The organism is Streptomyces roseolus (assembly GCF_014649855.1).
GTDB classification, from domain to species: Bacteria; Actinomycetota; Actinomycetes; order Streptomycetales; family Streptomycetaceae; genus Streptomyces; species Streptomyces roseolus.
Map to the genome: position 1 here is coordinate 23028 of NZ_BMTV01000038.1, position 10179 is coordinate 33206.

Below are 10179 nucleotides of genomic sequence, written 5' to 3' on the forward strand. Positions count from 1 at the left end.
CTCAGTGGTGGAGGATCTTGGAGAGGAAGTCGCGGGCGCGGGCGCTGCGCGGGTTGCCGAAGAACTCCTCGGGGGTGGTCTCCTCGACGATCCTGCCGTCGGCCATGAAGACGACGCGGTGGGCCGCGGAGCGGGCGAAGCCCATCTCGTGGGTGACGACGGCCATGGTCATGCCGTCCCGCGCCAGCTGCCGCATGACCTCGAGCACCTCGTTGATCATCTCCGGGTCGAGGGCGGAGGTCGGCTCGTCGAAGAGCATCACCTTCGGGTCCACGGCGAGGGCCCGGGCGATGGCGACCCGCTGCTGCTGGCCGCCGGAGAGCTGGGCCGGGTACTTGTCGGCCTGCGCGGCGACGCCGACGCGGTCGAGAAGGGAGCGGGCCCTCTCCTCGGCGGTCTTCCGGTCCTTCTTGCGGACCTTGATCTGCCCCAGGGTGACGTTGTCCAGGACGGTCTTGTGGGCGAAGAGGTTGAAGGACTGGAACACCATGCCGACATCGGCCCGGAGCCGGGCGAGTTCCCTGCCCTCGGCGGGCAGGGGCCTGCCGTCGATGCGGATCTCGCCGCTGTCGATGGTCTCCAGGCGGTTGATCGCGCGGCAGAGGGTGGACTTCCCCGAGCCGGAGGGCCCGATCACGACGACGACCTCGCCGCGCCGGATGGTGAGGTCGATGGACCGGAGGACGTGGAGCGTCCCGAAGTGCTTGTCGACTCCGCGGAGCACGACGAGCGCGTCGCCGTCGCCCGGGGCGGATGCCTGCCGACCGTAAACCTTCGGACCGGGCACCTTCGGGCCCGGCGTCCCGGGGTCGGGCGCCTTCGGTCCGGGCGTCTCCGGGTCGGGCATGTCACCCTCCTGGCTCCCGCCCCCTTCGGCCGTTCTCTCCTCGGTCTCATGCTCCGCCCTGCACGGCCCCGGCGCACGCCGGAGCCGAGGGCCCGCTCGGCCGGGCGGCGCCCCGGAGGCCGCCCCTCCCCGGCGACGTCACGGTCGGCGGGGTGAGCGCGCACCCGCGCCGCCTGCGTTCCGGGCCCGGCGGGCGGAGACTGGGATCGGGGGCGTACGCGCGCGACGAGGAGGGCCCGTCATGAGGAGTGCCGCACCCAAGATCGGTTCGCTGCCGGCGGAGCACCGCGAGCGGCTGATGGCCTTCGCCGAGGACGTCCGCTTCGAGTCGGGTGACCGGCTCTTCGAGGAGCAGCGGCACGCGGAACGGTTCTGGATCGTGAAGACCGGCGCGGTGAGCCTGGACGCCAAGGTGCCGGGGCGGGGGTCGCCGGTGATCGAGACGCTGCGCCACGGCGAACTGGTGGGACTGTCCTGGCTGTTCCCGCCGTATCTGTGCCAGTCGGGGGCGGAGGCGACGACCCCCGTCAGGGCGTACGAGTTCGACGCGACGGCGGTACGGGCGATGTGCCGCACGGACGTGGAGTTCGGGTCGGCGATCTACTACTGGGTCGGGTCGATCCTGGCGCACCGGCTCCAGGTGACGCGGGTGCGGCTGCTCGACCTGTACGCGCCGCACGGCAGCGGCATCATGGCCTGAGGTCTCCCGGAGCACGCGCGTCGCCCCCTCGCGGCGGGGGCCGTACGGCCGGGCGGCGTTCCCGCCGTACCGCTCCGCCGCCGGCGCCAGGAGCACCGCACGGTCCCACCCGGCCTCCGGGAGCGGTGGTGATCGTGGCGGCGCCGCCGGCCGCCGGGCCGGTGCTCGGGTCGGCCGGCGCCGGGATCGTGCCGGGCCGGCGGGCCGGTCCCGCCGCGCTCGCCACGGGCGGGCTCCGGTGCCTGGTGCCGCTGACGACGCTCGGCCACGGCCTGCCGGTCCTGGGCGGTCCGCGCCGGCGACGGCGGTACGGAACGGTCGGCGTGCTCGCGTCGCCCGCCTCCTGGGTGGCGCCCGACCTCGGCGGTCTCCTCCTCGGGACGGCGCCGGGGACGGCGGGCGGGGCGCTCGCGCCGGGGCGGTCCGGGGTGGCGGAGGAGCGGCCGGACCTCCGGGGCGGGGTCGGCCCGGGCGGCGCACCGACCGCGGGTCCGCAGGTCGGCGGACCCGCCTGGAGGGGAGCCGGCGGAGCGGGCGGAGTGATCTTCGCCGCACCGGGAGCGCGGGACCTTCCCGGCCGGCTACCCGACGGTACGGTGACGGCACCCGGCGGCGTGACCCGGCGTACCCGGCTACGGGCGGGAGGCCCCCGATGACAGCAGCTGTGAGCGCCCGCGGGGCACTGGCCCTCGTCACCGACGACTTCACCGAACTCCCCACCGCCGCGGGGCCCGGCGGTGACGGGCCGATCGACTGGCCCGGGTACGGACGGGCGCGGACCGCCGCGGCCGCCCGGTCCGGCGAGGACGAGTCCGTGGTCTGCGGCACCGGCACGGTCGGCGGGACGCGGACGGTGCTCGTCTCCTTCGAGTTCGGCTACCTGGGCGGTTCGATCGGCGAGGGCACCGGCGACCGGGTCGCCGCCGCGCACGCGCACGCCCGGGCCCACCGGCTGCCCGTGACGGTCCTCCTGGCGACGGGCGGCAGCCGGATGCACGAGGGCATGCGGGCGCTGGTCCAGCTCCAGCGGCTGGCCGGGGAGTCGGCGCGCACCCGGGCCGCGGGGCTGCCGCAGCTCGCCGTCCTGCGCGATCCGACGACCGGTGGCGGCTGGGCCACCCTCGGGGCCGGCTCGGACGTGGTCCTCGCGCTGCCGGGCGCGCAGGTCGGCTTCGCCGGCTCCCGGGTCCGGCCCCGGGACGCCGACCCCGCCGCGTACACGGCCGAGTCCCAGTTCGCCCACGGTCACGTCGACGCGGTCGTCCCCGCCGCGGAGCTGCGGGGGGTGCTGGGCCGCTGGCTGTCGCTGCTCACCCGGCCGGCCGAGGGGCCGGTCCCGCCGCCGTACGCGCTCGGCGCCACGGACCCGGCCGCGAGCGGGCGCGACGCGGTGGCGCGCGCCCGCCGCCCGGAGCGGCCCCGGGCCGACCGCTACCTCGCCGAGGTGTTCACCGAGCGGGCGGAGCTGTCCGGCGACCGCGTCGGCGGCACCGATCCGGGGACCCGGTGCGGCTTCGGCCGGCTGCCGGACGGCCGTACGGTCGCGTACGCGGCGCAGTGCGGGACGGCGACGCGGCCGGCCGGGTTCCGCACCGCCGCGCGGCTGGTGCGGCTCGCGGGCCGGCTGGGGATCCCGGTCCTGACGCTGATCGACACCCCGGGCGCCGCGAACGACGCCGAGGCGGAGCGGGCGGGCGCGGGCCCGGCGATCGCGGAGCTCTTCGGCGCGGTCGCGGAGGCCCCCGTGCCGGTGACCGCGCTGCTCGTGGGCGAGGGCGGCTCGGGCGGCGCGCTGGCGCTCGCGGCACCCGGCGCCACCTGGGCGACGCCGGACTCGTACTTCTCCGTCATCGCCCCCGAGCTCGCCACGGCCATCCTGAAGCGCGCCCCGGAGGACGCCGACGCCACCGCCGACGACCTGCGCCTGCGCCCGGACGACCTGGTCGCCCTGGGGGTGGTACGGGGTGTGGTCGGTGCCCGGCCGGTGCCGGAGGGGGGCCGCGCCGACGGCTGAGGCGGCCGGGCCGCCCGACGGCGCGCCGTGCTCCGTGCCGGCCTGTCCCGTCCGTACGGGACGTCCGGGACGCCCGTGGGGTCCCGGATCCGGCGCCCCGCGCCCGGGTCAGCGGTCGGGCGGCCCGTCGGCGGACCGGCGCCGGGTCCAGCGGACCACCGCGCGCAGGAGCAGGATCAGCGTCGCCACCCAGGCGGCGGCGAAGGCCCAGATCAGGGCCGGGGCCGAGGTCGCCGCGGCGAGGACGAGCAGGGTGAGCGTCACGATCGCGAGGAGCGCGGCTCCCGCCCCCCGGCGCCCCTTGATCCGGGGCGACCGGGGGGCCGGCGGGCGTCCGGCCATGCGCCGGGCGAGCCGGGCGTCGGCGTTCAGGTCCGCCTCGATCTCGGCCAGTACGCGCTGCTCGTGCGGGGAGAGCCGGGCCTCGTCCATCGTGGGCACCTCCTCCGGTCCGGGATCCCGCGCGGGCGGCGGGGTCGTTCCTCCGGGCGGCTACCCGCCGGGGGCCGCTTCAGACAGGAGCCGGGGGGGCCGCGGACACCCGGGGGACGCGGACCTCGCACCAGACGGTCCACCCGTGGTCGCGAGCCACCCAGCCCCAGGCCGCGGCGAGCCGCCCGACCAGGTGGAGGGTGGTGCGGCCGGGGGCTCCCGGCCGGTGCCGGCCCTCCGGGCGGGGTGCCGGCGGCGCGGTGTCGCTCACCTGGAGCAGGACACCGTCGGCGGAACGGTCGAGGCGGAACTCGTACGGGACCCCGCCGCGCCGCACCGCGTCGACGACGAGCTCGGTGACGAGCAGCTGCACATCGGCGACGGCCGTCCTGGCCGACGGGGACAGCGGCCCGTGCCAGTCGGCCACGGCCTGTGCCGAGAGCCGCCGGAGGAAACCGGCGGTGCCCGGCCCGCCGCCGAGCGCGTACCGCCTGGAGCCGGTCCCACGGTTGCTTCCCTGTGTCTCCATGGCCTGCACCTGACCTCTCCAAATCCTCCCAAACGTTTAAAAATAGGTTCATATGGGTCAAGAGATCCTTAGTGGGCATCTTCTCCGCTAGGAGGAACCTCATGGCCACGGGCCGAGTCGTAGAAGCATCCCCGCCTCCGTCATCCACCCACGAAGAGGCGACCACGTCCGCCGCCACGCGGCGACGGGCACTCGGGGGGCTGCCGGAGCCGGAGAATCCGCTCGCGTCCTCCACGGACGACGCGCGGACCCTCTCCGCGGCGATGTTCGTGCGGCTCCGGGAGCTCGACGAGGGCAGCCCCGAGCACGCGTACGTGCGCAACACCCTGATCGAGCTGAACCTGAGCCTGGTGAAGTTCGGGGCCCGGCGGTTCCGGGGCCGCCCGGAACCGGCGGAGGACATCGTGCAGGTGGGCACCATCGGGCTGATCAAGGCGATCGACCGGTTCGACCCGAGCCGCGGAGTCGAGTTCTCCGCCTTCGCGCTGCCGACGATCGTCGGCGAGATGAAACGTTTCTTCCGGGACACCGGGTGGGCGGTGCGGGTGCCGCGCCGGCTCCAGGAGCTGCGGATCGACCTGGCCAAGGCCTCCGACGACCTGGAGCAGCGCGACGGGCATCGGCCCGACCGCGCCGAACTGGCCGCGCGGCTGCACCTCACCCCGGAGGAGGTGGCGGAGGGCGAGCTCGCCTCCAACGGCTACAGCGCCCACTCGCTCGACGCCCCCGTCGGCGACGACGACTCCCACGCACCGCAGGGCACGGCCGGACGGCGCACCGCCGTCGAGGAGCCCGCCTACGAGCTGATCGACGACCTCCACTCGCTGCGGCCGCTCCTCGACCGGCTCTGCCCCCGGGACCGGCTGATCCTCTCCCTGCGCTTCGGCGAAGAGCTGACGCAGGCCGAGATAGGCAAGCGGATCGGGCTCTCCCAGATGCACGTGTCCCGGCTGCTCGCCCGCATCCTCGGCGAGCTCAGGGACGGTCTGCTGGACGACGACGCCACGGCGGACGCGACGGACGACTGACCTCCAGCCACACCACCTTGCCCACCGCCCCGGGCCCCCGGTCCGAGGAGCCCCAGTCGGTCGCCAGCCGGTCCAGGACCATCAGCCCGTGCCCGCCGGGCAGGGACGGCGAGCGCGGGGCGAGCCGGCGCGGACGCTCGGGGCTGCGGTCGGCGACCTCGACCCGGAGCAGTCCGTCCGCGTGCCGGAGCACGAACTCCTCCGGGCCGCCGCCGTGCAGACAGGCGTTGGTCACGACCTCGGAGACCAGGAGCAGGACGTCGTCGGCCCGCTCCCGGCCCTGGGCGCTCTCGGCGGGGATCCAGCCCCAGTCGGCGAGCGCCCGCGCGGTGAAGGCGCGGCAGCGGGAGACCGCGCCGGCGCTGCCGTGCAGCACCAGGCGGCGCGTCTGCGCCACGGGTGGTCCGTCACCCCGGATCTCGTCGCTCTCCTCCATCACGGGCCGCCCGTCAGACCGGGTCCCCGGGGCGGCCGCCGCCCGCTCCGGGGGCCGGGGCGTCACCGGAGCCTTCCCCGGTGCCCCCGCCTGCGGACGGGCCGGGAGGCGGCGGGTCCGCGGCGGGGCCGGCGGGCCGGGCCGTCGCGGAGGGGTCGGCCCAGGGGTCGTCGGCCAAGGCCTCGCGGACGTCCCCGTACACCTGGAAGACGTGCAGGGCGCCGGTGATCTCGAACATCCGGTCCACCGGGGGCCGCAGCCCGGCCAGATCGAGCCGGGCGCCCGCCTCCAGGGCCCGGGCGCGGGCTTTGAGCAGCAGATTCAGGCCGGTGGAGTCGCAGAAGTCGAGCCCGGCGCAGTCGACGACGATCCGGGCCGCGTCGGCGTGCTTCTCCAGGGCGGTGTCGAGCGGCTCGACCGTGTCGTGGTCGAGCTCGCCGAGCGGTGCCACGACGACGGCCTGCCGGCCCCGGTCGGGCAGCACGTCCACCCTGAACCGGCCCGGCCGGTGCGGCGGACCGCTCCCGAACACTCCCTCCCCGCTGTCCCTGCTGCCGTCCATGCACGCCTCACCTCCACCAGGTGAGTCCATTTTCCGACCATACGCCCGACCCTGCGAGCAGAGGGCCGGGGCGGCGGGTCAGACGGTGGGCGGGGGCGGCGTCCAGCGGTGGTTGCGGGCGACCCCCGTGTCGACGCCGTACTCCTTCCTCAGGTGCTCCGGAACGGCATAGTGCATCACCCGGCCCCGGGTGAGCGTGGACAGCTCGAAGACCGAGGTCAGGTGGCCGATCCGGTCCAGCGCCCAGGCCGCGAACGGTGACGCGTCCTCCACCGACTCCAGCACCCCGAGCAGCGGCGGCAGCGCCTTCACCGCGGTGTCCCAGCGGCTGCGGGGCACGTCGAGCCAGTCGCCGACGGTGTCGCCCACGAGGTGGCGGATCAGGGCGGAGACGACGGGGTCGAAGAAGGTGCCGGGCACGACCTCCTCGTACAGGTCGATCAGCTGCCGGGTCAGCACCACGCCCTCCTCCGAGGGGCCCATGTGCCGGAGGAGGTAGAGGTCGAGGAAGGCGCGCGCCTCGTCGAGGGTCTTCGGCACGGCCGTCTGGTCCACGCCGAGGATCGCGCCGACCACCCGCCAGGCGTAGAGGTACGCCTCCGCGCCCTCGACGGACATGTGGACGCCGAGGCGGTGGAGGCTGTCGAGGACGAGCATCGAGAAGAACATCTGCCCGCCGATCATGTCCTCCTGGCAGATCGGCACCCCGTCGGCGGCCGTGTCCCAGCGGTCCGCGCGGATCAGGTGGTGGCGGATGGAGGCGTGCAGGAGCCGCACCTTCTGCGCGGCGGGCACGAACCGGCCGCCGGCCTCGAAGGCGTCGGGCCGCATGAGGTACGTGGTGAACTGGCCGGTCTCCGCCATGCGCTTGCTCGGGTAGTGCAGGCCGTGGGTGGCGGAGAGCAGCCGGGCGACGCGCGGGACGACGTAGCAGGCGGGCATGGAGGCGAAGGAGAGGGCGGTGTTGATGTGGACGTTGTTGTCGGTGAAGAAGAGCCGGGCCCTCTCCATCTCGTTCCAGTCGACCCAGGCGGGCGGGACGGCCGTCGTCTCCAGGTACTCCCTGGCCACGTCGGGCAGACCGGCGGGGAGCTCCTGGCCGGAGACGGCGACGTACCGCATGAGGGAGTTGAAGAGGCCGACCTCGCCGCGTTCGAAGAGCGTGGCGACGACGGCGTCGGCGAGCTCGTCGCCGCTCTGGCGCAGGGCGTCGAGGGAGGCGTCGGTGTACGGGGGGTGGATGGCGTGGGTGCCGGTCACGGCGGGCGCTCCAGGGGCGGTGGGGAAGGTCAGTGGTGGCGGACGGCCGCGCGGTGGGCGAGGTCCGTGAGGGCACGGCGGGCGGCGGTCGGCAGGTCGAGCTCGTCGAGGGTGCGGACGGCCTCCTCGACCCGGCCGGCGATCATGCGCTCGACCCGTGCGGGCGCGCCGAGACCGGCCATGAGGGCGCGCGCCTCGCGCAGTTCGCCGTCGTCGGGCCGCCCGTCGCCGGCGAGGGCGCGGCGCAGCAGCGCGCGCTGTGCGGGATCCGCGGCGTTCCAGGTCTCGGCGAGGAGGACGGTGGGCCGGCCGGCGCGGAGGTCGTCGAGGGGTGCCTTTCCGGTGCGGGCGGGATCGCCGAAGAGGCCGAGGAGGTCGTCGCGGAGCTGGAACGCCTCGCCGAGCGGCAGCCCGTAGCGGGAGTACCCCTCGCGGAGGGCGGCGGGGGCGCCGGCGAGGAGTCCGCCGAGGAGGAGGGGGTGTTCGACGGTGTACTTGGCGGTCTTGTAGCGGATCACCTTGAGGGAGGTGCCGGTGTCCGGCGGGCCGCCGGTGTGCAGGATCTCCAGGGCCTCGCCGGCGACGAGTTCGCGCGCGAGGGCGGCCCAGAGGGGCCGGCCCCGGGAGAGGTACGCGGCGGGCAGCCCGGACTCCGCGTAGAGGCGGCCGGCGAGGGCCATCAGGTGGTCGCCGAGGAGCAGGGCGAGCGCGCGGGCCGCCGTACGGGGCTTCCGGCCGAGGTGCGGCAGGGCGGCGAAGAGGTGGTGGGCGGTGGGGCGGCCGTGCCGCAGGGGGCTGTCGTCGATGAGGTCGTCGTGGACGACGGCGGCGGCGTGGACGAGCTCCATCGCGGCGGCGGCCCGCATCAGGGCGTCGCTGTCGGGCTGTCCCGCGGCCCGCCAGCCCCAGTAGCAGAACGCGGCGCGGAGCCGCTTGCCGTGGCGGGCGGTGGCGCGCAGCGCCTCGGCGAGCGGGTCGAGCGCGTCGTCGACGGCGAGGAGTTCGGCGGCCTCGTCGTCGAGGAATCCGGCGAGGACCGCGTCCGTGCGCGCCTTGAACTCCTCCGGCACCCACGGCACCCGGACCTCAGGCATCGGGGCCCGCCTCGGCGCCTGACGCCTGGGCGCCGGGGCCCGCCTCGGTGGCGGGGTGCCGGGTGGCGGGGTCGGTACCGGGATCGGTGCCGGGGTGCCGGGTGCCCGGATCGGTGGCGGAGGCTTCCGCGGCGGACCGGCGGGCGGCGGCCTCGCGGGCGAGGAGCTCCATGTGCGGGAGGGACCGGGGGCCGTCGCGGTCGGCGGCGAGGCGGTCGAGCGCCAGCCGGCCCCGGGCGCGGAGGTCGGCGGCGGCGTCCTGGGCGATGTCGGCGGAGTCGGCGCGGCCGAGGAGGGAGCGGAGCGAACCGGCGGCGGTGCCGATCGTCTCCACGACCAGGTCGGCGAGGCCCGCGGCCAGCAACAGGGCCTTCTCGTCGGGGCGTTCGCCCGGGGGCGTGGGGTGGGTCATGCCGGCCGGCTCCTCGGGAAGAGAGGGGGATCGGGGTGGGTACCGGGCCAGCATCGGGCATGGACGGGGGCGTTCCCGACCCGCGCTCACTCGTTCAGGTGATCATGGCCGGGAGTTCCGGTGATCACCGCGGGATGTGCGGTGCGAGGATCGTGAATCCTCTGGAACTCCTCCTCCGTCCGAGGTAGTTGCCTACTCATGCCCACCGAGCCGGCGCGCCTCGCCCTCCACTCCCCCGTCACCCGCCGCGCCGCGGTCGCCGCGGTGACGTCCGCGGCCGCGGCGCTCCTGACGGCGGGCTGCCTGGGCCCGCCGGGGAACATCTGCACGCTGATCGGCGCCGACTCCGGCGTGACGGTGAGCCGGCGCCCGGCGGACTTCCCCGCGGGCTCGCGCTACAGGATCTGCGCCGACGGCACGTGCCGGGAGCCCTCGGCCCCCGCGGCGGGCGACGACACCGCCTTCCTCCAGGTACGGCTGCCGGAGGAGGACGGGCCGCGGGAGGTGACGGTGCGCTTCGCGGTCATCGCGCCGCCCGACGAGCCGGCCGGCGAGGAGTCGGCGGGCGGCGAGCCCGCCGGGGGCGGCCGGGTCGTCCACGCGTTCTCGACGCGGGTCGCACTGCGCGCGGCGACCCCGAACGGCGAGAAGTGCGGACCCACCGTCTGGCAGGCGGGGGTCCGCGTCGATCCTCGCAAGGGCCTGGTCGGCCCCGGCTGACCGAGGGGGCGGGGCGCTAGGGGACCCAGTGGTTGCCGGAGACCGTGATCATCACCTGGAGCTGGATGCTCGCGGAGAAGTAGCTGCCGGTGTCGACGGGGGTGGCGACCATCTTGTTCCAGAGGGCGTCGAGCCAGGCCTGGCT

General features: G+C 75.9%; 13 protein-coding genes and 1 pseudogene. 5 read left to right on the forward strand and 9 right to left on the reverse strand.

The window, feature by feature from the left end:
- Position 1: 1 nt before the first annotated feature.
- A complete protein-coding gene (locus IE245_RS32415; RefSeq protein WP_229851809.1) occupies positions 2 to 847 on the reverse strand; it encodes an amino acid ABC transporter ATP-binding protein in 846 nt (281 codons plus the stop codon).
- Between the two features lie 241 nt (positions 848 to 1088).
- Here IE245_RS32415 and IE245_RS32420 point away from each other — a divergent pair, with 241 nt between their 5' ends.
- The 3 genes from IE245_RS32420 to IE245_RS32430 all read left to right on the forward strand — a co-directional run bounded on the left by IE245_RS32420 (position 1089) and on the right by IE245_RS32430 (position 3561).
- Entirely contained in the window at positions 1089 to 1547 is a 459-nt protein-coding gene (locus IE245_RS32420) for a Crp/Fnr family transcriptional regulator (protein ID WP_189954225.1), read from the forward strand.
- Between the two features lie 134 nt (positions 1548 to 1681).
- Entirely contained in the window at positions 1682 to 2203 is a 522-nt protein-coding gene (locus tag IE245_RS32425) for a DUF6114 domain-containing protein (protein WP_189954227.1), read from the forward strand.
- Complete coding sequence (locus IE245_RS32430; RefSeq protein ID WP_189954229.1) at positions 2200 to 3561, forward strand: carboxyl transferase domain-containing protein; 1362 nt, start codon at positions 2200 to 2202, stop codon at positions 3559 to 3561. Before IE245_RS32425 ends, IE245_RS32430 begins: the two co-directional genes overlap by 4 nt.
- 108 nt (positions 3562 to 3669) lie before the next feature.
- On the opposite strand, the gene IE245_RS32435 is transcribed toward IE245_RS32430, so the two are convergent.
- Together IE245_RS32435 and IE245_RS32440 are read right to left on the reverse strand one after the other, a co-directional pair.
- Positions 3670 to 3993: a DUF3040 domain-containing protein gene (locus IE245_RS32435; RefSeq protein ID WP_189954231.1), complete on the reverse strand. Its 324-nt coding sequence runs from the start codon at positions 3991 to 3993 to the stop codon at positions 3670 to 3672.
- Between the two features lie 79 nt (positions 3994 to 4072).
- On the reverse strand, positions 4073 to 4522 hold the full coding sequence (locus IE245_RS32440; protein WP_189954233.1) for an ATP-binding protein: 450 nt from the start codon (positions 4520 to 4522) through the stop codon (positions 4073 to 4075).
- 101 nt (positions 4523 to 4623) lie between these two features.
- Here IE245_RS32440 and IE245_RS32445 point away from each other — a divergent pair, with 101 nt between their 5' ends.
- Positions 4624 to 5550 (forward strand): SigB/SigF/SigG family RNA polymerase sigma factor, encoded by a 927-nt coding sequence (locus IE245_RS32445; protein WP_189954235.1) that lies wholly within the window; start codon positions 4624 to 4626, stop codon positions 5548 to 5550.
- On the opposite strand, the gene IE245_RS32450 is transcribed toward IE245_RS32445, so the two are convergent.
- The 5 genes from IE245_RS32450 to IE245_RS32470 form a co-directional block, all read right to left on the reverse strand.
- The gene (locus IE245_RS32450; protein ID WP_229851815.1) at positions 5498 to 5947 is read right to left on the reverse strand and encodes an ATP-binding protein; all 450 of its coding nucleotides are present in this window, start codon (positions 5945 to 5947) and stop codon (positions 5498 to 5500) included. The genes IE245_RS32445 and IE245_RS32450 overlap by 53 nt on opposite strands.
- Positions 5948 to 5999: 52 nt before the next feature.
- Positions 6000 to 6548: an STAS domain-containing protein gene (locus tag IE245_RS32455; RefSeq protein WP_189954236.1), complete on the reverse strand. Its 549-nt coding sequence runs from the start codon at positions 6546 to 6548 to the stop codon at positions 6000 to 6002.
- Between the two features lie 78 nt (positions 6549 to 6626).
- On the reverse strand, positions 6627 to 7808 hold the full coding sequence (locus IE245_RS32460; RefSeq protein WP_229851819.1) for an oxygenase MpaB family protein: 1182 nt from the start codon (positions 7806 to 7808) through the stop codon (positions 6627 to 6629).
- Between the two features lie 29 nt (positions 7809 to 7837).
- A complete protein-coding gene (locus IE245_RS32465; RefSeq protein WP_189954238.1) occupies positions 7838 to 8902 on the reverse strand; it encodes a polyprenyl synthetase family protein in 1065 nt (354 codons plus the stop codon).
- The gene (locus IE245_RS32470) at positions 8895 to 9314 is read right to left on the reverse strand and encodes a hypothetical protein (protein WP_308436646.1); all 420 of its coding nucleotides are present in this window, start codon (positions 9312 to 9314) and stop codon (positions 8895 to 8897) included. Before IE245_RS32470 ends, IE245_RS32465 begins: the two co-directional genes overlap by 8 nt.
- A gap of 198 nt (positions 9315 to 9512) precedes the next feature.
- Here IE245_RS32470 and IE245_RS32475 point away from each other — a divergent pair, with 198 nt between their 5' ends.
- Complete coding sequence (locus tag IE245_RS32475) at positions 9513 to 10034, forward strand: hypothetical protein (RefSeq protein WP_189954240.1); 522 nt, start codon at positions 9513 to 9515, stop codon at positions 10032 to 10034.
- Between the two features lie 16 nt (positions 10035 to 10050).
- Here the strand turns inward: IE245_RS32475 and IE245_RS37410 are convergent.
- Positions 10051 to 10179 (reverse strand): annotated as a pseudogene (locus IE245_RS37410) (glycosyl hydrolase family 8); the annotation flags it as partial.